General features: G+C 41.8%; 21 protein-coding genes and 3 pseudogenes. 11 read left to right on the top strand and 13 right to left on the bottom strand.

Annotated features, from left to right (window positions below; all coding sequences use genetic code 11):
* Positions 1–28: 28 nt before the first annotated feature.
* From ACQY3F_RS20205 to ACQY3F_RS20195, 3 genes are all read left to right on the top strand, one after another.
* Positions 29–358: a hypothetical protein gene (locus ACQY3F_RS20205; protein WP_428356855.1), complete on the top strand. Its 330-nt coding sequence runs from the start codon at positions 29–31 to the stop codon at positions 356–358.
* A 160-nt stretch (positions 359–518) separates the two neighbouring features.
* Entirely contained in the window at positions 519–935 is a 417-nt protein-coding gene (locus ACQY3F_RS20200; protein ID WP_428356853.1) for a putative iron-sulfur cluster-binding metallochaperone, read from the top strand.
* Between the two features lie 207 nt (positions 936–1,142).
* Entirely contained in the window at positions 1,143–3,365 is a 2,223-nt protein-coding gene (locus ACQY3F_RS20195; protein ID WP_428356851.1) for an NADP-dependent isocitrate dehydrogenase, read from the top strand.
* 175 nt (positions 3,366–3,540) lie between these two features.
* On the opposite strand, the gene ACQY3F_RS20190 is transcribed toward ACQY3F_RS20195, so the two are convergent.
* From ACQY3F_RS20190 to ACQY3F_RS20175, 4 genes are all read right to left on the bottom strand, one after another.
* A complete protein-coding gene (locus ACQY3F_RS20190) occupies positions 3,541–4,095 on the bottom strand; it encodes a VanZ family protein (RefSeq protein WP_428356850.1) in 555 nt (184 codons plus the stop codon).
* Between the two features lie 50 nt (positions 4,096–4,145).
* Entirely contained in the window at positions 4,146–4,562 is a 417-nt protein-coding gene (locus ACQY3F_RS20185) for a type II toxin-antitoxin system VapC family toxin (RefSeq protein ID WP_428356848.1), read from the bottom strand.
* Entirely contained in the window at positions 4,549–4,791 is a 243-nt protein-coding gene (locus ACQY3F_RS20180; protein WP_428356846.1) for an AbrB/MazE/SpoVT family DNA-binding domain-containing protein, read from the bottom strand. Before ACQY3F_RS20180 ends, ACQY3F_RS20185 begins: the two co-directional genes overlap by 14 nt.
* Before the next feature lie 353 nt (positions 4,792–5,144).
* The gene (locus ACQY3F_RS20175) at positions 5,145–6,149 is read right to left on the bottom strand and encodes an IS630 family transposase (protein WP_428353111.1); all 1,005 of its coding nucleotides are present in this window, start codon (positions 6,147–6,149) and stop codon (positions 5,145–5,147) included.
* Positions 6,150–6,229: 80 nt separating this feature from the next.
* Here ACQY3F_RS20175 and ACQY3F_RS20170 point away from each other — a divergent pair.
* Together ACQY3F_RS20170 and ACQY3F_RS20165 are read left to right on the top strand one after the other, a co-directional pair.
* Positions 6,230–6,637: pseudogene (locus ACQY3F_RS20170) on the top strand (DEAD/DEAH box helicase); the annotation flags it as partial.
* Positions 6,638–6,646: 9 nt separating this feature from the next.
* The gene (locus tag ACQY3F_RS20165) at positions 6,647–7,255 is read left to right on the top strand and encodes a helicase-related protein (protein ID WP_428357754.1); all 609 of its coding nucleotides are present in this window, start codon (positions 6,647–6,649) and stop codon (positions 7,253–7,255) included.
* Between the two features lie 228 nt (positions 7,256–7,483).
* Here ACQY3F_RS20165 and ACQY3F_RS20160 read toward each other — a convergent pair whose 3' ends face one another.
* Both ACQY3F_RS20160 and ACQY3F_RS20155 read right to left on the bottom strand, forming a co-directional pair.
* On the bottom strand, positions 7,484–7,786 hold the full coding sequence (locus ACQY3F_RS20160; protein ID WP_428356845.1) for a helix-turn-helix domain-containing protein: 303 nt from the start codon (positions 7,784–7,786) through the stop codon (positions 7,484–7,486).
* The gene (locus tag ACQY3F_RS20155) at positions 7,776–8,159 is read right to left on the bottom strand and encodes a type II toxin-antitoxin system RelE/ParE family toxin (RefSeq protein WP_428356843.1); all 384 of its coding nucleotides are present in this window, start codon (positions 8,157–8,159) and stop codon (positions 7,776–7,778) included. The genes ACQY3F_RS20160 and ACQY3F_RS20155 overlap by 11 nt, the downstream gene beginning before the upstream one ends.
* A gap of 857 nt (positions 8,160–9,016) precedes the next feature.
* Here ACQY3F_RS20155 and ACQY3F_RS20150 point away from each other — a divergent pair.
* A complete protein-coding gene (locus ACQY3F_RS20150; RefSeq protein WP_428356842.1) occupies positions 9,017–10,768 on the top strand; it encodes a hypothetical protein in 1,752 nt (583 codons plus the stop codon).
* 665 nt (positions 10,769–11,433) lie between these two features.
* On the opposite strand, the gene ACQY3F_RS20145 is transcribed toward ACQY3F_RS20150, so the two are convergent.
* Entirely contained in the window at positions 11,434–12,183 is a 750-nt protein-coding gene (locus tag ACQY3F_RS20145; RefSeq protein ID WP_428353157.1) for an ISAs1 family transposase, read from the bottom strand.
* Entirely contained in the window at positions 12,162–13,214 is a 1,053-nt protein-coding gene (locus ACQY3F_RS20140; RefSeq protein WP_428353913.1) for a Druantia anti-phage system protein DruA, read from the bottom strand. The genes ACQY3F_RS20145 and ACQY3F_RS20140 overlap by 22 nt, the downstream gene beginning before the upstream one ends.
* 262 nt (positions 13,215–13,476) lie before the next feature.
* On the opposite strand from ACQY3F_RS20140, the gene ACQY3F_RS20135 reads away from it, so the two are divergent.
* Both ACQY3F_RS20135 and ACQY3F_RS20130 read left to right on the top strand, forming a co-directional pair.
* The gene (locus tag ACQY3F_RS20135) at positions 13,477–14,313 is read left to right on the top strand and encodes an REP-associated tyrosine transposase (RefSeq protein ID WP_428356841.1); all 837 of its coding nucleotides are present in this window, start codon (positions 13,477–13,479) and stop codon (positions 14,311–14,313) included.
* Between the two features lie 511 nt (positions 14,314–14,824).
* The gene (locus ACQY3F_RS20130) at positions 14,825–15,619 is read left to right on the top strand and encodes a hypothetical protein (RefSeq protein ID WP_428356839.1); all 795 of its coding nucleotides are present in this window, start codon (positions 14,825–14,827) and stop codon (positions 15,617–15,619) included.
* A 320-nt stretch (positions 15,620–15,939) separates the two neighbouring features.
* Here the strand turns inward: ACQY3F_RS20130 and ACQY3F_RS20125 are convergent, their stop codons facing one another.
* Positions 15,940–17,016, bottom strand: coding sequence for an IS91 family transposase (locus tag ACQY3F_RS20125; RefSeq protein WP_428352924.1), 1,077 nt, complete (start codon positions 17,014–17,016; stop codon positions 15,940–15,942).
* Positions 17,013–17,920 (bottom strand): annotated as a pseudogene (locus ACQY3F_RS20120) (tyrosine-type recombinase/integrase). The gene ACQY3F_RS20125 and the pseudogene ACQY3F_RS20120 overlap by 4 nt, the downstream one beginning before the upstream one ends.
* Positions 17,921–18,117: 197 nt before the next feature.
* On the opposite strand from ACQY3F_RS20120, the gene ACQY3F_RS20115 reads away from it, so the two are divergent.
* The gene (locus tag ACQY3F_RS20115) at positions 18,118–18,633 is read left to right on the top strand and encodes a hypothetical protein (RefSeq protein WP_428356838.1); all 516 of its coding nucleotides are present in this window, start codon (positions 18,118–18,120) and stop codon (positions 18,631–18,633) included.
* Positions 18,634–18,800: 167 nt separating this feature from the next.
* Here the strand turns inward: ACQY3F_RS20115 and ACQY3F_RS20110 are convergent, their stop codons facing one another.
* Entirely contained in the window at positions 18,801–19,037 is a 237-nt protein-coding gene (locus ACQY3F_RS20110; RefSeq protein WP_428357752.1) for a copper resistance protein NlpE N-terminal domain-containing protein, read from the bottom strand.
* 113 nt (positions 19,038–19,150) lie between these two features.
* Between ACQY3F_RS20110 and ACQY3F_RS20105 the strand changes: the two are divergent.
* Both ACQY3F_RS20105 and ACQY3F_RS20100 read left to right on the top strand, forming a co-directional pair.
* Positions 19,151–20,058, top strand: a pseudogene (locus ACQY3F_RS20105) (tyrosine-type recombinase/integrase).
* Positions 20,055–21,131, top strand: coding sequence for an IS91 family transposase (locus ACQY3F_RS20100; RefSeq protein ID WP_428352924.1), 1,077 nt, complete (start codon positions 20,055–20,057; stop codon positions 21,129–21,131). The pseudogene ACQY3F_RS20105 and the gene ACQY3F_RS20100 overlap by 4 nt, the downstream one beginning before the upstream one ends.
* A gap of 320 nt (positions 21,132–21,451) precedes the next feature.
* Here the strand turns inward: ACQY3F_RS20100 and ACQY3F_RS20095 are convergent, their stop codons facing one another.
* Both ACQY3F_RS20095 and ACQY3F_RS20090 read right to left on the bottom strand, forming a co-directional pair.
* A complete protein-coding gene (locus tag ACQY3F_RS20095; protein WP_428356837.1) occupies positions 21,452–21,769 on the bottom strand; it encodes a copper resistance protein NlpE N-terminal domain-containing protein in 318 nt (105 codons plus the stop codon).
* Positions 21,770–22,242: 473 nt separating this feature from the next.
* Positions 22,243–22,980, bottom strand: a complete 738-nt coding sequence (locus ACQY3F_RS20090; protein WP_428356836.1) for a hypothetical protein — start codon at positions 22,978–22,980, stop codon at positions 22,243–22,245.
* Positions 22,981–23,026 lie beyond the last annotated feature (46 nt).

Genomic DNA, 23,026 nt, shown 5'->3' with positions numbered 1-23,026 from the left:
GTGGTCCTTAGGCTAGGGGGAGAAAAAAATGAAAACAAAAGTAGAAGTTTATCCGGCAACTGAACAAGAAAACGGTGGCTTTTGGGTCTGCGTTTGTATTCATGTCAGTAGCTATTATAAGCATATGCAAAAAAGTCGAGTTCATTGTCTAGATAAACAGGCCGTTGCCGACGCTACCTGGAATGCATTGAATAATAAAGTCTGCCCAGAGTGTGGCCATGTTTTTTCCACCCATGGCTGGGATGGTATCGATGCGCACTGGCGCGCTAATCATGAAGATATAATCAGTTACGAAGATGCCTGGAAACTAATCAGCCAGGATAAATATGTCGACGTTATGCTGGCTTCCGCTGAATAAACTGCAGTGCAATCGCTTTAGGAGTGTGCACGAAAAAAATTAGTCAACTTGGAAGCGGGATCTTTAGTCCCGCATGGAAATGGCGGGACTAAAGATCCCGCTTCCATTACTTGTTGTAGATTTTATTTCGTGCACATTCCTTAATTATTGAGAGAAGATTATGTCTGACTGCTGTTCATCCGGAAACACAGCTCCAAAAAAAGATAGCTGCCCCGCCTGTACTCAGAAAAATTTAGAGGTTTCTATCGCAACTATGCTGCAACATATCAATAAACCGTGGCTTATGAACTTTAAAGATCAAGGGTATTATTTTTGTGATAACCCTGCCTGTGATGTGGTGTACTTTGCTCAGGACGGTAGTGTCATTAATGCCGGTGATTTACGCACTATTGTTGGCATTAAAGCGCAAACAAAGGATGCGCTAATCTGTTACTGTTTCGGCGTTAATAGCGATGATGCTCTGCACAACTCGGAAGCCAAAGCTTTTGTTATTCAGCAAACCAGACTACATACATGCGCCTGCGCTACACGCAATCCTTCGGGGCGTTGTTGTTTGAAAGACTTTCCAAAGCAATAAACATTGCCGCAGGACCTTCTTGCCCTGCTCAATAAGCGATATATTAGCGCGTAATAAAGAAAGCTGGTTTTTTTATAGCTATTGAATTTCCAAAGCAATACCTGTTAAATAGACTCAAGATTACAAACCGAATCAGGCTGGCTTATTGCGGGTTAAGAATACCCGTATTCCAGCAATTTTTACCACAGACATATTCGACTACACATCATGCCAAGTTCTAAAATTATCTATACAGAAACTGACGAAGCACCTGCTTTAGCCACGTATTCCTTTTTGCCCATCGTGCAATCTTATTTAAAAGCGGCAGGCGTAGCCGTGGAAACTAGAGACATATCCCTTGCAGGACGTATTATCGCTAATTTCCCCGAAAATCTAACAGCTGAACAACAGCAAAGTGATGCACTGGCAGAATTGGGTGATTGGGCGAAAACAGCTGATGCAAATATCATTAAATTACCCAATATCAGCGCATCTATTCCACAGCTAAAGGCAGCCATTAAGGAATTACAGAATGCAGGCTTTGATCTACCTGATTACCCTGAAAACCCTGCTACGGACGCAGCAAAGAGCATTCAGGCGCGTTATGCCAAAGTGCTAGGGAGCGCAGTTAACCCAGTGCTACGAGAAGGTAATTCCGACCGGCGTGTCGCCGCTCCGGTTAAGGAATATGCTCGGAAACATCCTCATTCCATGGGTGCATGGACAGCTGATTCTAAATCGCATGTTGCTTCGATGAGCGAAGGGGACTTTTATTCAAGTGAGCAATCTGCGGTGATTGAAACTGCGGGTGATGTTAAAATTGAATTTCAAAGCGATAACGGCCAGGTTCAGGTATTAAAACAGAAAACCCCGGTATTGCAGGGTGAAGTTATCGATTCCGCACTTATGAGTCGCACGGCATTACGCGCTTTCATTGCAGAGTCTATTGCAGATGCCAAGGCCCAAGGTGTACTTTTGTCCTTGCACTTAAAAGCGACCATGATGAAAGTGTCTGATCCTATTATGTTCGGGCATGCGGTCAGTGTTTATTATCAGGATGTGTTTAGCAAACATGCGGACACTTTTAAGCAACTGGGAGTTGATACGCGCAATGGTTTGGGTGATGTGTATGCAAAAATAGCCAGCCTGCCAGAAGACCAGCGTAAAACCATCGAAGCCGATATTCAAGCGGTTTATCAGACCCAGCCAGAATTGGCGATGGTTAATTCAGATAAAGGAATTACCAATTTACACGTTCCCAGTGATGTGATTGTGGATGCATCAATGCCCGCCGCATTACGCTCTTCTGGGAAAATGTGGGGGCCAGATGGGCAGTTACATGATACTAAAGCGATGATTCCGGATCGCTGTTATTCTGGTATTTATCAGCAAGTATTTGAGTTTTGCCAGCAGCATGGTGCTTTTGATGTTACCACTATGGGTAATGTCAGTAATGTCGGCTTGATGGCGCAGAAAGCAGAAGAATACGGGTCGCATGATAAAACCTTCGAAATACCTGAAAGCGGTATGGTGCGAGTTACAGATAGTGCAGGAAAAATCTTGCTGGAACATAAGGTTGAGCAAGGTGATATCTGGCGCATGTGCCAAACGAAAGATTTACCTATTCAGGACTGGGTTAAATTAGCGGTTAATCGGGCAAGGGCAACCGGTCAACCGGCAATATTCTGGCTGGATAAAAACCGCGCGCATGATGCCAATCTGATATCTATTGTGGAAGGCTATTTGCAATCCCATGATACTAGCGGTCTGGATATTCAGGTTATGCCACCGGTAGCTGCGATACGTTACACCTTGCAACGGGTGAGGGCAGGTGAAAACACCATATCGGTAACGGGTAATGTACTGCGGGATTACCTGACTGATTTATTTCCTATTTTAGAATTAGGCACCAGTGCGAAAATGTTGTCCATCGTGCCTTTGCTAGCCGGTGGTGGGCTTTTTGAAACAGGTGCAGGTGGTTCAGCGCCTAAACATGTAGAGCAGTTTCTAGAGCAAAACCATTTACGCTGGGATTCACTGGGTGAATTTTTAGCACTGGCTGTCTCTCTGGAAGATCTGGCATTAAAAACTCAGAATGAAAAAGCGAAGGTTCTTGCGGCAGCTTTGAATACAGCAAATAGCCGATTTTTAAGCAATAATAAATCACCCTCGCGTAAAGTGGGCGAGCTGGACACGCGTGGCAGTCATTTTTATCTGGGCATGTATTGGGCGCAAGCCCTGTCTGAGCAAGATGATGATTTAGACTTACAGGCTAAGTTTACGCCTATCGCACAGCAGTTAACGGATAATGAGGCTAAGATTGTTGCAGAGCTAAATGCTGTGCAAGGTGCGGCGGTTGATATCGGCGGTTATTTTCGTCCAGATCATATACTGGCCGCACAAGCGATGCGTCCAAGCGCAAGTTTTAATGCGATTCTTGGCAGTTTTTAAGGCCAACTGGAAGTGCCACAAAGCCAGTTCCGTAAGGTGCTGGCTGAATTTTTAAAAGGTTTCAATCGAGTCGAGTCTGTCTGCAATCTTTCTCGTTTTGCTTTGCGTCTTCCTAAAAACAATATCTTTTCATCAAGTTATTAGAAGATATAGCTTTCAACTGATTTTTCTAGGTTCAATTGGCGTTTTTAGGTCTATGCATAGTCCAATATAATAAGCCTCCCCAGATAACACCTACGACATTTAGCAGGGTATCTCGCCAATTCATCGGGTCTTTTGGCAAGGCCTGATAGACTTCATCTAATAAGCCAGCCACTAAGGCTAATACAATAGCTAGATAAACTTTCTTTGCGTAGATCATGCACAGTAGAATTGTTAAAAGGCAGTACTGGACAAAATGCACATATTCTATGGAAATTTTGACCAGATCGACATAATAGAAAAACAACATGCTTGCAAACATTATCCAGGCGATACTCTTGAGGAGTCTTTGCTGAGCTTTTAGCAGTAAATAAATCAGCCAGGAAATAAAAGCGACCAGCAGCACTTTCCCAGCTAAAAGCACATAATGGCGATAGACACCGGGAGTATATTGGTCACTCAAAGCATAGCAGACATTAGAGACAGGGATATGCCCCCAAATATAGAAAGCATACAACATAGCGACAAATGCCCATAAATAATAGACTGTTCTAATGGATTCTGGGCTGCGTACAATAGAACTTATCATAGGGTTTAAAGTGCGAGCAGTTAAAAAACAAGTGAGTAACTTGAAATTTTTTATTTTGGTACTATAACAGAAGGCATTAAACCATTTCGTTTGGCGCGCCTCGCAAATTTTTTATCATCAAAAGAAGCTACGCTAGTGCAATTTGTATAGCTGGCATGGTGTAAAGCATCAGCAAAATCGAAGCCAAGTTCAAAGTTGGCGATTGCTCGCAGCATAGAAGCATGATCCTCTACCATTATGTGTTCCAAAGATAATAAATGTTGAAAAACAGCACTAACATCAGAGCAAGTAAATTGATAATAACCTCGCATTACCCATTCAAATTCGAGGATAACCGTTTTGCAAACCATTAATGGTTCGCCCGATTCCACCAATTTTCGAGCTGATTTATGTTGTTTTTCAGCTTCTACATCTGCTTCATCCTGAATGTAGTAGCGAGCTAAAATATTAGTATCAAGTCCTATCATTGCTTAATAAACTTGCAGGGTCAAAATCTGTTGGTACGGCAGGGCGCTTGCTTTTCAGCATTGCAAAGCCAGTAGAAGTAATGTTGGATGGTATGCTATCAATATACAATTCAATATGATTTCCCACGATAGCAGCCTCCAATTTACTTCCTTTACGGATTCCAAGTTGTTGTCGAATATGTTTAGGAATAGTTATCTGGCCTTTGCTTGTAACTGATGTGGATTGCATAATTATGATGCCTATAAAAGTAATACCAAGTAAGGATATATGGAGTAAAATAATTATGCAAATCAATTCTAATTTCTTGCATTAAAAACTTTGATAATTATCTAAATTTTTTTTATTGCCATTTCAAATTGGCTGACCCTATAATTTTCACTCCATGATTTTCTATACCCGAGACTTTTTATGTCATTTTCAAAACTTAAATTAAGCGATCCTATTTTAAAAGCTGTCGCTGAGGCAGGTTATACCTCGCCCACGGCTATCCAGAAACAGGCCATCCCTATTATCTTATCGGGTAGAGACTTAGTCGCCGCCGCACAGACAGGTAAGTACCCATGCAAAATTAATTTAACCTTTTATGCAAACTCTACTTTGTAATTCTTTCCAATATTAGACAGCACCTTAAATAATTCTTCCTGAAGAGAGGCATAGGATTCATAAGCTGAAAAAGGAAGCCATTCGTATTTTATTTTACGCCATATAATCTCGATAATATTTAACTCGGGTGAGTATGGCGGTATACGGTAAATGGATAGGTTTTTTTCTTTCCACCTTTCAAGGTTTTCATTAAATTCATTACTCGTATGAGTCGATGCATTATCAATAATAAGAGTTGTTGGTTTTTTAATCTGTTTAGCAAATTCATCAATACAAGCCACAACAACCGAAGTGTTTACACTCCCTTCAAAAACAAAAGAATCAAACCTGCAATCTCTGTTAACAAAACCTAATACATTAAGACGCTTGCTGTTTGAGCTTGGTATTTCAATCGTCTCACCTGACTGTTGCCAAGCATAAGGAACACAGGGTTCTAGTGTAAACCCCGACTCATCAAAGTAGCACAAATCAAGTTCATTCTCTTTATGTTGTTGTATTAATTCTTTTATTTCATCGGTTGCCAAATCAAATTTATCTTGATTACGCTTTATCCTTAAGGATTTTCTAACTCGTTTCCAAACAAGATCAGCTTGTTTACAAATACGTTTTATAGTATCAATGCTAACTGAAATGCCTAGATCTTCTTCAAATTTTGCTAGTACTGATTTTAATGATCTAGGAGATTTTTCAACTCTCTGGACTAAGCTTATTTGTTGTTTTTCAGTTAAAATACCTCGCCGTCCTCTTCCCTGACAGTCAACCAATCCATCGATTCCATTCTTTTCCCAGTTAGAAAACCAAGTGGAAACAGTTTGGCGGCATACGTTATAAATAGAACAAATCATGGGAACAGAATGCTCTTTGAAACTTAATAAAATAGCATGAGCTCGACTTCTACTTAAATGAAGTGGATGGTTTTTATGCATCACATTTAAAGCAGTAATTTCTTCTGGGAGTAGGTGTTTTATATAGAGCACAAACATTTAGAGTCAGCAAAATAATTGTTTATTATGACACCTTTTTTCGTTAAATTAATTTTGCGTAAGTACTTACAGGAAAAACGGCTAGTTTTGTGTTGCCGATATTAGGGTTGTTTAATGTCGATCGTAAGCTACGTGGTAAGCGTATTCGTGCGCTCATTCTTGCACCTACACGTGAACTGGCAATCCAGGTTGAGGCTAATGTTGCTAAATACAGTCAATATTTAAATCTAAGCTCTATGGTGATGGTTGGCGGCGTTGATTCAGAGCCTCAAAGAGAGCGACTGATAGACGGCGTCGATATTTTAGTTGCCACGCCTGGTCGGCTGATAGATATGCTACACCAACGTGCATTATATTTTGATGAACTTGAAATATTGGTGCTGGATGAAGCCGATAAAATGCTCGATATGGGGTTTATCTACGATATCGAAAAAATTATCGACCGCCTGCCAAGCCAGCGCCAGAGTTTATTGTTTTCTGCCACACTAACTGAAGAAGTGCGTTATTTAGCGGATACCGTCAATGAAGATGCCGTGGAAATTTCAGTTTCCCCTTATTCTGCAACCACACCAAAAATTAACCAGTGGTTAATCACGGTAGACAAGGACAAGAAATCTGCATTACTAAGTCATTTAATTAAAGAGCAGCAGTGGGATATGGCGCTTATTTTTATAGACAAAAAACACGCGGCAGCAAAACTTGTTAGTCAACTTGAGAAACGCGGCATTATCGCTGAAGCCATTCATGGTGGTAGAAGCCAGGCCGTTCGTGAAAGGATACTGGCCGACTTTAAGTCAGGTAAACTCAAATTTTTAGTGGCGACAGGCATTGCTTCCCGCGGAATTGATATCGAAAATCTGACGCGCGTGGTTAATTACGACTTACCCTACGAGAGTGATGATTATATTCATCGAATTGGCCGTACGGGTCGTGCGGGTGCTTCAGGCGAAGCCATCTCTTTTGTTGCAAATGATAATTTTAAAAATTTATGCGCCATTGAAAGTCGACTTGGTCATATTATTACGCGTAAAGAAATTGAAGGTTTTGATGTTAAAAAGGTAGTGCCTATTTCTGTTTTGAATTACGTGCCAAAACATAAAAGATGAACGCAAACAAAGGGTCTACTATAGAATTATGATAATAGGGCTTAAAAGTGAATATTCTTGAATTTCAGGTATGATATTCTTGTTGAAAATCATAAAGCAAAGACCTGAACATCCCTCTGGAATTTTCAAGTTTGAAAACCAAAATAGCAAAACCCAAAAGCACTTTCAATCGAGTCTGACCCTTTTGGTTTTCCTTTTGGTTTTTAGATTTGCCTTGTTAGCAATTTTTTATAGAGATAACTCTACGTTTTTTCCATCTTTTGTCGCTACCAACTGATAACCCAGAGGTTTTAATAGTGATGCCATCGTTTTTATAGTGATATTAGTCGGTTTCATTGAACGCATATTTTGTATTATAGAGGTTGATATCCCAGATTCTTTAGAGAGTTCTCTTACACTAATGTGCTCTTCATCCATAGCTTCAAGTAATAATTCTGAAAAAAGAAACTGTGTATATTCTTTTTCAAATTTCTTCCTCTGTTCTGGCTCATTTATAAACCGATCAAAAGTCGATTTCTTTTTATTCGTCATAATAATCTCCACTTTTGACCCTAGAGTCATAACTATTCATTCGTTGCAAAGCCAAGTGCTTTTCTTTTTCAGGCAATTTTTGTGACTTTTTACGAAATGCATTTGTAACGACAACCTTTTTACCCACATAAAAAAATGATAAGAAACGGTCTGGTTGAGGCTTAAAAGCAAATACTTTATCGCCCTCATTCCTGAACTTTGTAATATCAGATACTTTTCCGAAATCACCAATTCGCTTGAAGAGCATCAATACTTTCCGTTTTTGCGCATTAGAAAGGGATTCAAAATAATCTAGGGAAGCACTCTTTCCATTTTCATCATAAAACCATTCAATGGTTAAACTATCTCCTTCATATGCGATAAACTCTTTCATTTAATTATTGTATCATTATAACGATACAAAACAATTGTTTTTAAAGAAATATAGTAGGTAATTACTTGGATAAAATTGCTAACAAGTTGTTGTCTCGGTCTGGTTGTTTTGCACTCCAACAGTAGTTATCAATCAAGAAACAGGGGTAAGCTCAAAAACCAAAAGATTGAAAGTGAAATTCATTTCTGTCTGCTCCTGGCTGTCAAGCGAACGACTAGTTTGAAAATATTTAAGTAAGTTTGAAGTGTGTGTTTTGAACGGTCGGTTGCCGACTCAATGCAGACATTGAGTTATTTTAATTTTCAATCGAGTCCGACCCTTTTGGTTCTTCAGGCGAAGCCATCTCTTTTGTTTCAAATGATAATTTTAAAAATTTATGCGCCATTGAAAGTCGACTAGGCCATATTATTACGCGTAAAGAAATTGAAGGTTTTGATGTTAAAAAGATAGAGCCTATTTCTGTTTTGAATTACGTGCCAAAACATAAAAGATGAACTCAAACAAAGGGCCATGCAAATAAAGGGTCTACTATAGAATTATAATAATAGGGCTTAAAAGTGAATATTCTTGAATTTCAAGGTATAATAATCTCGTTAAAAATAAAAAATAAAAAATAAAAAATAAAAAATAAAAAATAAAAAATCTGAACATCCCTCTGGAATGTTCAAGTTTGAAAACCAAAATAACAAAACCCAAAAGCACTTTCAATCGGGTCTGACCTACCTTGCTAGAACGTGACTTTCACCCGCTGGAATTATCGACCTTGCTCGGCCGCACACCCTCTTGATTCTATTCGTTTGCATAAAGTTAGCTAGGAACTAAAATGTTCTAGCTCAATAAATAATATAGGAATTTTAATGAAGAAATTGCAAATTATTGGTGCATTTTGCGCTGTTATCTCAATATCATCCCATGCAGAGCTGCATTTGCGTCAGGGTGGATTTGTATACGATGACGTTCTTGATATTACATGGATGCAACCTAGTGGCTTCGTCGCACCCAACGTTACTGGCCCCTTCAGGTCGGCTAATGATGCTTTCGGGACGATAGAGTGGGCCAAAAACCTCAGCATATTCGATCCTTCGCGCAATAGGACCTGGGACGACTGGCGTCTACCAAGTTTTTCACGTTCCGCCTCTGATGGTGTAGGCAACTTGGGAGGGCAGAGGGCTTTTACATTCGTTGATTGTAGTAACGCGACGGAGGTCGCTTGTCGCGATAACGAAATGGGTTACATGTTTCATCAGAACGGTATTTCAGTGTCGGCCCCGGGACCATTTGTTGGCTTACAGGCCGGGAAGATGTGGTCCAGCACTGAGGGTACTCCAACTATCAAGGTGTATTTTTTTGATTACGGAACTGGACAGGGGGGGAGCTCAGATCAAAACCGAGCAGGTATGGGTTGGGCAGTTCGAGATGGGGATGTTGGCGTTGGTGTTGCGACGGACGGAGCTAGGATACTCAATTTATCTACAAAATCATTTGTTGGAGTCAATGACCAACGTCAAGTGGCTGGAATTGTGATAAGGGGATCAGGAACTATACGGGTTGGCATTAAAGCTGAAGCACCTTCTTTGCAAGGTGTTGCTAATTTACTAGGTGACCCTAAATTGACGTTAAAAAATGCCCTTACGGGTGAAGTTGTAGCGGTTAATGATAATTGGTTAGATGGTAATGTTGATTTACTAATTGCTAGTAATACTGTTCCCAATAATCTGTTAGAAGCCGCTATGGTGGTTGACTTACCAGCTGGTTCATGGACAGCACTGGTTGAAGGCGTAGGCGGTACTACGGGTATTGCTTTAGTTTCAGTCAAAGAAATAGCAGAGGAAAGTTCAACAGCAACATTACTGAATTTATCGACAAAATCTTTTGTTGGTGTCAATGATGAGCGTCAGGTGGTAGGAATGGTGATAGTAGGTAAAGGCACGGTTCGGGTATTAATTAAATCCGTTGCCCCTTCTCTACAAAATGTACAAGGTTTATTGGATGACCCTCAGTTAATCTTAAAAAATGCACTGACGGGTGAAGTCATTAAGGTTAATGATAATTGGCAAGATGATGATACAGCGGATGAAATACGTGCAACAGGTTCTGCTCCACCTGATAGCAGAGAAGCGGCAATGGTCGTTGATTTACCTGCGGGAAGTTGGACGGCACTGGTTGAAGGGGTGGATAATAGCACAGGCGTGGCGTTAGTTTCAGTGACAAAATTAGATTTTGATGCAGCCCCTACCGAGTTTAATGCTGCGTTCTGCTCGCAAGTCGCGGGTACGCTCAATATTCATTGGGAAGCGGTCGGTGGAGATGTCGCGCCTTGCACAGGCGTTGAAGCCACCAACGGCGTTGTCGCCGACGCCACGGCAAACGGCAGTATCATCATGAGTGGCGTAGCTGTATCCGATAGCTCCTGCATTGGAGCAGTGGCGTACGATTTTGACCTGTCAAGCAACACGCTCAGCTTGACGGGCTCCGACACGTTAAACAAGATCCCGATGACGCTAACGCGACAAGCTAGCGAAGCGTGCTTTGTGGGCCACTGGATCGACGGTACCGATGATTACGTAGCGCATATCTCGGCGACGGCCTTTGGAATTACTCCGAATTAGCCACTAGTGTTCCGAGCGCTCTCCTAAATACACGGAGAGAGATCCGTTGATGTTGCGAGTGCACCCGCATAGGTCGGGTCACGCGCTCCGAACACTACGGCTTTCTCGGCCGGCTCACACTGTCCCATTTGGGCGAGAGCTCGCTGCGCTAGGCGCAGCGTCTCTGCATCGCACTGCAACGTTGGACCAAAAGGGTGGACTCGATTGAAAGTGAAATTCATTTCTGTCTGCTCCTGGCTGTCAAGCGACACTAGTTTGAAAATATTGAAGTAAGTTTGAAGTGAGCTTTGAACAGTCGGCTGCCGACCCACTCCAGACATTGAGTTATTTTAACTTTCAATCGAGTCTGACCCTTTTGGTTTTCTTTTGGTTTTTGACCCTTTTGGTTCTGCTTTTGGTTTCTTTTGGTTTACTTTTGGTTTTTTCTTGATACTTGACCAATTTACTCAGTTGAAATTAAATTATACTAAGTGTATAAGCAACATATAGGCTTTAGAATTTATCTCAATACATATCATTAAGGAGTTAATCGTGAACAAATATTTATCATTCATTGGCGTTGCACTATTAAGTTCCCATACAGCTGCAAATGCTACCATCATTAACACAGTGATTGATAGTAGTGATGCTATATGGTCAGGGTTAATTTGTTCATATTCTAAACCTTATGCGGCACAAGGCCTCCTGGTATTTTTTGTAATTTTCAAATAGTCTAAAACAGCTCTGGTATTCTTATTGAGTTGCCTCATTTTCTTTGAAATCCCTTTCTCAACTTTTGATTTTATTAATCCGATAGCAAAGCGCCTAAGACGGGTCATGTTCTCAGGGCCATAACCGGTACGAATTGTTGAGCGATCTTCATCAAAAACCCAGTCAATAATATAATGACTGACTTCAATAGACCAGTGACCTCGAACTTTATATAAGATGGTTTTCGGATCTGCGTCTTTTTTTGTTCTGCTGGTCACACCGTAAGCGGTCGCAAGTGATGTTTTCCCACTTTTCTTGTCCGTTATTTCTCGTTCTATGCGATAAACCTGGGCAACATGAGGGAATAATACATACTCACTTAATTCCGATGTGACCCAGATTCTACGAATCTCAATTCGTCCGTGCCCGACAGACACTTTGTCTTCATAATCTGCCAAACGGCTATCATTTGAAAAGTAGGTGGTAATATCATCAAGCAGTGTCGGCTGGTTTCCTTTGACACTAAAATAATAATGCGCTTTTCGTTGTTCTACTAAATAACGCGCGAATTCAGTCTGGGTGTGCAAAGCATCGCTGGTGATATCTTTATTTTCAATCGGTAGTGTATCTAATAATTTCGGAGCAAATGTTATTTCATTGGTTTGCTTAACTTCATCCGACCCATCTCCAACAGGCAAAGTACCTACTTTTTTTGGGCGTAGCAAATTCCTGTGGTATGCCCAACAGCACTCATTATTTGTGTTTGGCGCCCTGATTCATCAATCGCATTACACATGACTTTGCCATCTATTGCGAGTGAGTTGTCATCCTGGGCATAGGCTTTGTTCCAGGCATTAAAGGCTGCGTCAAGTTCATTCGGGTCTACTCTTACTAAGATATTTCTAAAAATGCTTAGGCTTGGAATCACATAACGGCCTTTATCATAACGGCAACGAAAATGCGCTCTGGACTTTTGAGATAAGCTTTCAGCCCAGTCAAAAATAGATTCATAGCTCCTCATGCCGCATAACACAGCTCCAGCGGCTATTCCCAGAACAGTCTGTATTCTATGGCGTCGCCCTTGGGCTCTACGGGGATCATTAATTTCCTTGAAGAAATCCGGTAATGAACGCATTTGATGACGCGTTATTTTCATTTTTACCTCACCTAATAAAAAATGATGACTTAATATAGTGTGAGATAAAACAGATTGTGCTCGACGATGAAGTGGCTTAACGAAAATCAGCTTTTTGTGCTCTGTTTGAGCAGAGTAACCGTCTGTTACCCTGCGAAACCCTTTCGTGTAACCAATAGCCTGCCAGTTACTGGCTCGATAAACACCTCCATGAAATCGCTTTGGATCGACAAAGGTCTCGACCAACAAAATAGGGTGTCCATACTTTTCAACCCAATCATTGGATAAGCGTTTAAGGCACAGTGAAAGGAGGCGTGATCCTAGGTTTTTATCATGCCTCGTCGGTAATATCAAAAAACGGCTGTTGTTGGCAATCAGTTTTAAGCGGCCCGTTTGGTGGCGATAACTCCATCCTATCCAGCTATCACGAGCCGCACACTTTAATGCGGCGGCCGAAAAGCTGATCAGTGCAATCCATTCTGTTTCAGAATAGGCCACATACCAAAGGGTTTCACCAATTTTTGGAATAGCACCTAAGTAATGCTGGGCCTCCATCAAATCCTGATATTTTGGTTCTTCTTGCTTTAAAATGGGCCTGACTGATATTTGGTTGAGTTGCATCGTTTTATCTCAAGAAACTGGATAGAAACTATACATGCTTTTCATGGGTTTGTCCATCTTGGGGTGTAACTCATTACCATGCTTACCCTTTATAGCTAGAACAAATTAGCCGTGGCTATATGGTTAGTAGGGCGTACAGATCTAACAATTCCTGATGCTTCTGCTACGTGGCTTGGTGGTTTAATTCGCCACGGTGGCCCCACTCCAGAAAAAAGGGGTCAGGTCTTTCCGTAACGTATTTTTCTGTGCTAAACTATAATCTATGGCAAGACCTTTAAGACTAGAACTAGCAGGTGGTTTGTATCACGTTACTTCGCGAGGGGATAGACGTGAGAATATCTATGAGAATGATGAAGATAGAGAAAAATGGCTAGATAACTTAGGGAATATCTGTCGCCGCTTTAACTGGAGTTGTCATGCTTACTGTTTAATGGATAATCATTATCATATCGTGATAGAAACAGCGGAAGCCAATCTTTCAAAAGGCATGAGGCAATTGAATGGTGTGTATACACAATATTATAATCGCCAGCATGGGCGAGTAGGACATGTATTTCAGGGAAGGTATAAAGGTATCCTGGTTGAGCGAGATGAATATCTGTTGGAATTAGCGCGATATGTTGTGTTAAACCCAATTAGGGCCGGCATGATTAAAAATCTCAAAGACTGGAAATGGAGCAGCTATAAGGCCATGATAGGTGAAGAGGCTGCGCAGTCTTGGCTTGAGGCCGGCTGGGTATTGGGGCAATTTTCTAAACAACGAAAAAGAGCCATTGAAAAATATGTTGATTTTGTAAGGGAAGGAGTTGGCCTGCCTCGAATCTGGGGGAATTTACAGAACCAGATTTTCCTTGGTTCAGAAAAATTTATCAATAATATTCTAAAGCAAATTAATGACAAGGAGACGCTAAGTGAGGTGCCCTGGCTGCAAAGAAGGAAGCTGCCTAAGCCTCTGGAATATTATGACAATACTTATCATGATCCAAAAAAAGCAATACTCAATGCTTACCTTTCTGGTGGCTACACATTAAAAGAAGTAGGTGATTATTTTGGTAGGCATTATTCGACCATAAGTAGGATAGTTAAAGCTGGCGAGTGATCTGGAGCGGAAAGACTTGCCGCGGTGTTTCTTTTACCTTTATTGGTTTTTCAGACCTCCGCCCTTCATATTCAGTTCAAGATTGTTGGACGAAAAGCATTGCAACCCCATCTATACTTCGCGCAGTCACGACTGCGGATTTCTAGCGGCTGAGTTTTGCCGCTAGCTACGTTGCTGAAACCGTTACCTAGCCAACTATGCGCCAGTTTCAGTGCTTTTCTATCGATAAAAATCAACTCACTATACAACCGCATCTGTGACCGCTCGAAGTATAACTAACTTTAAAATCCTTACAATTTTTCACCCCGGCCGTATAAGCAATACACGTCCTAAGCCTCATATGCGTCGTTTTGGCCTGCGTTGTGCGACCAAGCTAAAATTGCCTCTTTCCTTAGCCGATAGTGAGATAATCACTTGTAATCAGCGATTTCAATTTCATGCCTGAAGAAAAACCAATAAGACGATTATGTATAATAATTGTTACAAACTTTAAAAGGATTCCAATTTTGTTATGAGCGCTACATCCAGTTTTATGGATAAGACCTACAAGACTTTATTCATACTATATGCCCCTATCACGGTAGTAACTTTTATTATGAAGTTCTATACCGGTTACCAAATGAGCTATTTTAAACTTACAGTTCTGGGAGTGGCTGGCGGATCTATTCTGCTCGCAATTGCAATATTGATTAGTTATGTCCTAAACAGGGATGTTTTTAAGGTAGATCATGAAGCTTCGGTGCCGTATATTTTAAGGCATAAATTTTTGATTATGTATATTTTCATTACCCTGTTATCTTGTGGTCTATCGATTTATTATCTTATGGATCAGGAAACCCCCTGGGTAGACTTGGAGCAAGATCCTAGTGAAGTGATCGAAATCGTTACATTGATCCCAATTACCAACGACCTAAATCAGCCATGGGAAAGTACTCAGGAACTGGTTCAGGGTCTAAGCTGGTTTTTTGTCGATCACCCAGAAGTAAGCCGTCGTTTCCATATTTCTTTTATTGATCACAAAAATAAGTACGGTGAGAAACTTAAACAAATAGTCGCTGAGGAAATTGGTCGGGGTGTTCGTTATTTTGTTTGTCTTTATTCGCATGCCTGCGCACCACTATCCAAACAATTTCAGAGTATTGTAGAGGCCAGTAGCCAAAAAAATCTCAACCCGGTTCTCATTGTTACTGCAACATCCAGTTCGGAAATTGAAACCATGCGCGAGGGAGTCTACCGCTTTTCCCCCCGAAATCAAGAAGTGATTCACGAGCTTGTTCAGATTGGTAAGGGCCGCGCTAACGAATAAGGTTAGATTGTGATCGCGAAGCGAGCCACAATCTGAACCGTTTGTTGGACAAGCCCGGCACGATAGTAGGAATTCATTTAATGCGCTCTATGAAAATAGCTTTTTGTTGATCAGCCCGACTGATGAATCGAACCTCTGTTTTTACCTGTTTAACTGAACTTTGAGCGTTGTCCATTGCAGTCAACTCTCAAAGTCCAAGTATCGGAGCAAAATTCTGCCTTAATCTCCGATTTTAGCCCAAGCAACTCCCTCAGCATTTAATCCGCTGATAGCCTGGGTCGAAGTGTTTAAATTTACATAAGCGCTAGTGATTCCAATTGTTAAGTTGGCAAAGGCTGAAACATTATTTCCACCCTGGGTATTTGCCGACGCCCAACAACCATCGCCCCGCCACAACATTTGCAACTGAATGCCGGCCGTACTTTGAGTGCACGCAATATCTTCGTCGGGTCAAACTTTAGCAGGGAGTGAATCAACTTAATAACACCCTTGCTATTCGGATGTAAAAAGCCATAATTGCGCGCACGACGAAAGCCTTTAGGCAAAACATGTTGCAGCACCAGCCACAGAAATTTAGCCCCCGATACCGTTTTGGTTTGATAGCGTTTGGTTTTGCTGTCTTGATAACGGTAGGTTACTTTGCCATTTTGGCAGGATAAGATATCCTGTTCACGAATCACACCACGATACAGGTATCGACCCAGATATATCAATGCTTTATCGCCTGCACCGACAAACTTACAATCGACCACCCATTTTTCCGGAATAGCTGTGGGAAATGGCAACTTTTCTTCGTTCATACGCGCTAGCATCTTTGCACGAAATACTTTTGCTAGTGCTTTATGATGAAACAGGTATTTGCCTTCCTTAGTGCGCCAGAGCTTCTTGATTTTATCCACGATTGCCGCAGGCATAATGACATGAATATGCGGATGATAATTTAATTCGCGTGAGTGTGTATGTAAGACAGCAATCGCCCCGGCATCGCCTTGCAACTGCTTATCATTTTTACTAAAACTCTGTAAAGTCGCCCAGGCACAGTCAAACATCATACTGTAAAGTAACCGCGGATGCTGCCTGGCTAACGACCTTAACTGCGCAGGTAAGGTAAAGGTATTCATAAAATAATCAGCAGGGACTTGTTTTTGTACCTGTCGTTCAATCCATTGTTGACTCTCATGATGTTGACAATGCGGGCAGTTACGCTGGCCACAGGAATGAGGCACAAAGGTTTGATAGTCACAGTCTGCACAGTTAACCTGCATCACAGGACTCAGCTGTGTCCGACAGCTCTTCATGGCATGTAATGCACTGATCTGATTGGAGCGTAAACGAGATTGATACTCGCTTAAAAAGTCAGACTGAAATTGATCAATCACTGCAGCTAGGGTTATCATGAAATCTGCCCCCAGTGAATAGAAAAGTCATTGACTAACTGATTAATGTGCAGCTCTGCATTCTCATCGGTAATATCGGTCAAATGCGTATAGCGAGCCGTGGTTACTAAACTGGTATGGCCCAGAATCTTCTGCAACTCAACTAAATCAACCCCGGCTTCTAACAGGTGAGTGGCGTAACTGTGGCGCAGCGAGTGGCAGGAAATCTTTTTTTTAGTCCCATTTCTTGCGTCACAAGACGGATTGTCTTCTGGATGCCACCGCGATCAAGGGGGGATTCAGCAAGATGTGCACCTTTTAGACCCCGGGCACGGTTGGGAAATACCAGCACTGGATTTTTATGCACAGCCCAAAACTTACGCAACACCTTCAAGGTATTCACAGGCAAAGGCACAAGCCGATCCTTATTGCCTTTGGCATTGCGAATATGTACCCGCATGCGTGTCGCATCAATATCACCTACTTTCAGGCTTAAGCCCTCGCCCAAACGTAAACCTAGACTGTAAATCGTAAAATAAAAAACTCGATAGCTTAGATTACGGGTCGACATAAACAGTTGTTGTGCTTCAACCACAGTGACAATATCGGGTATACGCGTACATCGTGGTGGTTTAATCATTAGCACATCAACCCACGGCTTTTGTAGCACATGTGTATAGAAAAACTTGAGACCATAGAGATCTAGTTTCACGGCACTCCAGGAAAGGCGGCTTAAAAGAGCATGAAAATAATCCACCAGTTGATCTTGCGTTAAGTTATCCAGATGCCCCTGAAAGTGTTCCCCGATACGGCGAATAGCGCGTGAATAAGCGTCAATGGTTTTGGGTTGCAGTCCCTTAAGCTTTAAATGCTTACAGTGCTGGATATAATAATGGTTGAATTTAAGCTCTATCGATGGTGTCATAACAGTGTAACCTCATTATTGTTAGTTGGATGAGCTTACAAGTTACCTGTTATGCATATAACAGGCAATGAGGTTACACTTTAAATTTAAGGGATGCGCTGTTTTTCTCCGCGATAGCGGCTTCGTCCAACAAACGTGCTTCCTATATTGCTATTGATGATGCCTATGGTCGAAATGCTGTGAGTCTATTTATCGAAATGTGGAATGGTGAGGGGAGGGAAATCGTTCCGGGGCTCTATTTGAATCCAACTTTATCCAAAAAAAATGCGCAGTTGAAAATTGAAAAGTACTTTTCCACAATTACTGACCTAGAAGTCGTACTGGTGGCGCACACTGAAAATATTTCTGATGGTCTTTTAAGCATCCAGGGTAATCCGGAGTTTCTGATATCTCCGGGTTACCAGAAAGATTTTATTAAATCATTAAACAATGGCGCTGGAGGAATACAATCTGGCAAGTGGTTTTCAGTTGAATCAGAGTACAAACAGGAAGGAATTATGACTAATAAGCTGAGTCTTGATTTTTTTTACCTGACGCTTGATAAATTGACTCATACCATTATAGAAACCAAAGGCGATCCGGCTAAGTTTCATGCTCAATGGATGTCTACCGATTATCCGCCTATCTTAAATTTTGAACGTGCCAGCGATGCTGATTTCAAGATCAAACTAGTGCCACTGGATCTGGTTGCGCCCGTCGAAACTTCGGACTAATAGGGGGCAGTATGAGGTTCCCCTAGATTAACGGGTAATTTAAATAAGTGACAATTGTTGCTTAGCGATATGTCTAGAAAAGTTTTGACACTGCTAACAGGGAGGGGAGCAACACTCACTGTTGCTCGTTGCTATAATGACTGCACCCGTTTAGTCTTGAATTTTCATCAGTGTATATGTACTTCGCGTGATTTGTTTTGATCGCTTCTGACCAGCGCGTATTTATCCTGCTTGCCTTTCATGGGTGTCCCATTAGGGCTGAGCATGATTAGAATTGCAGCATTTTTAATATGTAGTTTTTGTTTGCTTGAGTCCTTGCGCGATACTAAGGTAACAGTGCTGGATATATCATCCCAGGTATATTTACCTTTCTCATAAAACTCTTTGTTGGACGAAGCCGCTATCGCGGAGAAAAACAGCGCATCCCTTAAATTTAAAGTGTAACCTCATTGCCTGTTATATGCATAACAGGTAACTTGTAAGCTCATCCAACTAACAATAATGAGGTTACACTGTTATGACACCATCGATAGAGCTTAAATTCAACCATTATTATATCCAGCACTGTAAGCATTTAAAGCTTAAGGGACTGCAACCCAAAACCATTGACGCTTATTCACGCGCTATTCGCCGTATCGGGGAACACTTTCAGGGGCATCTGGATAACTTAACGCAAGATCAACTGGTGGATTATTTTCATGCTCTTTTAAGCCGCCTTTCCTGGAGTGCCGTGAAACTAGATCTCTATGGTCTCAAGTTTTTCTATACACATGTGCTACAAAAGCCGTGGGTTGATGTGCTAATGATTAAACCACCACGATGTACGCGTATACCCGATATTGTCACTGTGGTTGAAGCACAACAACTGTTTATGTCGACCCGTAATCTAAGCTATCGAGTTTTTTATTTTACGATTTACAGTCTAGGTTTACGTTTGGGCGAGGGCTTAAGCCTGAAAGTAGGTGATATTGATGCGACACGCATGCGGGTACATATTCGCAATGCCAAAGGCAATAAGGATCGGCTTGTGCCTTTGCCTGTGAATACCTTGAAGGTGTTGCGTAAGTTTTGGGCTGTGCATAAAAATCCAGTGCTGGTATTTCCCAACCGTGCCCGGGGTCTAAAAGGTGCACATCTTGCTGAATCCCCCCTTGATCGCGGTGGCATCCAGAAGACAATCCGTCTTGTGACGCAAGAAATGGGACTAAAAAAAAGATTTCCTGCCACTCGCTGCGCCACAGTTACGCCACTCACCTGTTAGAAGCCGGGGTTGATTTAGTTGAGTTGCAGAAGATTCTGGGCCATACCAGTTTAGTAACCACGGCTCGCTATACGCATTTGACCGATATTACCGATGAGAATGCAGAGCTGCACATTAATCAGTTAGTCAATGACTTTTCTATTCACTGGGGGCAGATTTCATGATAACCCTAGCTGCAGTGATTGATCAATTTCAGTCTGACTTTTTAAGCGAGTATCAATCTCGTTTACGCTCCAATCAGATCAGTGCATTACATGCCATGAAGAGCTGTCGGACACAGCTGAGTCCTGTGATGCAGGTTAACTGTGCAGACTGTGACTATCAAACCTTTGTGCCTCATTCCTGTGGCCAGCGTAACTGCCCGCATTGTCAACATCATGAGAGTCAACAATGGATTGAACGACAGGTACAAAAACAAGTCCCTGCTGATTATTTTATGAATACCTTTACCTTACCTGCGCAGTTAAGGTCGTTAGCCAGGCAGCATCCGCGGTTACTTTACAGTATGATGTTTGACTGTGCCTGGGCGACTTTACAGAGTTTTAGTAAAAATGATAAGCAGTTGCAAGGCGATGCCGGGGCGATTGCTGTCTTACATACACACTCACGCGAATTAAATTATCATCCGCATATTCATGTCATTATGCCTGCGGCAATCGTGGATAAAATCAAGAAGCTCTGGCGCACTAAGGAAGGCAAATACCTGTTTCATCATAAAGCACTAGCAAAAGTATTTCGTGCAAAGATGCTAGCGCGTATGAACGAAGAAAAGTTGCCATTTCCCACAGCTATTCCGGAAAAATGGGTGGTCGATTGTAAGTTTGTCGGTGCAGGCGATAAAGCATTGATATATCTGGGTCGATACCTGTATCGTGGTGTGATTCGTGAACAGGATATCTTATCCTGCCAAAATGGCAAAGTAACCTACCGTTATCAAGACAGCAAAACCAAACGCTATCAAACCAAAACGGTATCGGGGGCTAAATTTCTGTGGCTGGTGCTGCAACATGTTTTGCCTAAAGGCTTTCGTCGTGCGCGCAATTATGGCTTTTTACATCCGAATAGCAAGGGTGTTATTAAGTTGATTCACTCCCTGCTAAAGTTTGACCCGACGAAGATATTGCGTGCACTCAAAGTACGGCCGGCATTCAGTTGCAAATGTTGTGGCGGGGCGATGGTTGTTGGGCGTCGGCAAATACCCAGGGTGGAAATAATGTTTCAGCCTTTGCCAACTTAACAATTGGAATCACTAGCGCTTATGTAAATTTAAACACTTCGACCCAGGCTATCAGCGGATTAAATGCTGAGGGAGTTGCTTGGGCTAAAATCGGAGATTAAGGCAGAATTTTGCTCCGATACTTGGACTTTGAGAGTTGACTGCAATGGACAACGCTCAAAGTTCAGTTAAACAGGTAAAAACAGAGGTTCGATTCATCAGTCGGGCTGATCAACAAAAAGCTATTTTCATAGAGCGCATTAAATGAATTCCTACTATCGTGCCGGGCTTGTCCAACAAACGGTTCAGATTGTGGCTCGCTTCGCGATCACAATCTAACCTTATTCGTTAGAGGCTTGTGCATACTGGGTGACTAGTAAATAGTTTTGCTTATTTTTTAAAGAAAGCGTCATTTTAATGCCAGCGCAATGTTTACATGGGAGATAGCCATAATAAACTCCGCGAAATTCCTGGCTTGGGTCAACAGGTTTGGTATGCTTTGCATGACCTGTCTTTTGCCTGGACAGCTCGCGTGCTTTTTGAACGTCGGCCATTGTTTGTTTATCTGATTGGGCTATAGCAGAATTAATAGTAAGTCCGAGAATGCTAAGCAATACCAAGGCTAGCTTTTGTTTTAAAGAAATGGATAGGGTTTGCATATATACTCATTTGATATGGTTAAATATTTCCGAGTATTGTAAATCAATTTGCGCTAGCGTATCTATGGCTTAATTGATGTGGTTATTATGAAATGTCGGTGTGAAACGGAGTTTGAAACGAAGAATGTAGCCTGTCAATCGGGTACTGAGTCTGTCGGGTTAAGCTCAGCATTGTTTGATTTCATTACTACGAGAAAAATTGATTATCTTGGATTAAGGGCGGATTTTAGCGGGGTAGCGGCAACTCAAAACTGAACAAATTAGTTTATCATTACCGCATTTTAAAAATACCCTCTCCTTCTGGCCTTCTGCTGGTGAGAAGGCGCTTTTGAAAAATATGGGACTCCTTGTCGCCATAACACACTTGCCATGCTATATCCTTATTCAAAACACTCTGTTTAAGTCCTCAGAAGAGAGGCTTGTTGATGATGTGTTTGTTGCCGTCCCTGGCAATAATGCAGAATTTCTAAATGTTATGGCATGTTGCTATTAGCCATGCAGTGGCCCATAGAAGCCATAAAATGCATGTCAGCAGAGCATCGGTCTGTCGATAGTGCGATATCGTCAATCCAGAGGTCAGCTTCAACTTCCGGTCCGCCATTCCAGCCAGTGTATAAACCTTCGGCTGAATGCCCTTGTCCAGTTTCATCCCCTAAAGTACCCTGGCTAAAACGCACAGTATTAACATTTCCTAGAGTTTCCTGCGCAGAAAACGAGGCGTTGGATTTACCATGACCACCTAATGGCACCATAGTAAGTTCGGCAGGTGCGAATGAGAAGAATGCCTCATGCCATTCGCCATCATTTGGAATAACAGCGCCTTTTGTTGTTACCCAGCGAGTTCTTAGGTCAGCAAGCGTATTGCCGAAAGCTGCGTGTAGTTCCACATCATCAGGTCCCATATTTTTAAAACGGGCTGTGATAGATTGAGCGCCTTTGGCAATGTAATTACCACGCCATTCACCAGATGCGTTTTGAAAAACAATTTTTTTATCGGCATCAGTAGAGCTTTCGCCTTCGGAAATAAGTTTTATATAACCATTTCCATCCGCTTCAGTTTCATTAGTCAGCGGCTTGTCAGCAGCTCCACCTTTGTTCCATCCTTGTGTTGTGCCATCATTAAAATCATTTAATATTATCTGTTCTGCGCTCACGTTGGCGCAGGCAAATATAGATGCCAAAGCCATAACCGGCGTTAATATTTTTTTCATTGTGTTCTCCAAAATATCAATAGCTATTACTATTGAGTGCCCCTTG

Origin of the sequence: Methyloprofundus sp., from assembly GCF_965251085.1 — a bacterium.
GTDB lineage: Bacteria > Pseudomonadota > Gammaproteobacteria > Methylococcales > Methylomonadaceae > Methyloprofundus.
This window is presented reverse-complemented; position numbering and strand designations above follow the sequence as displayed.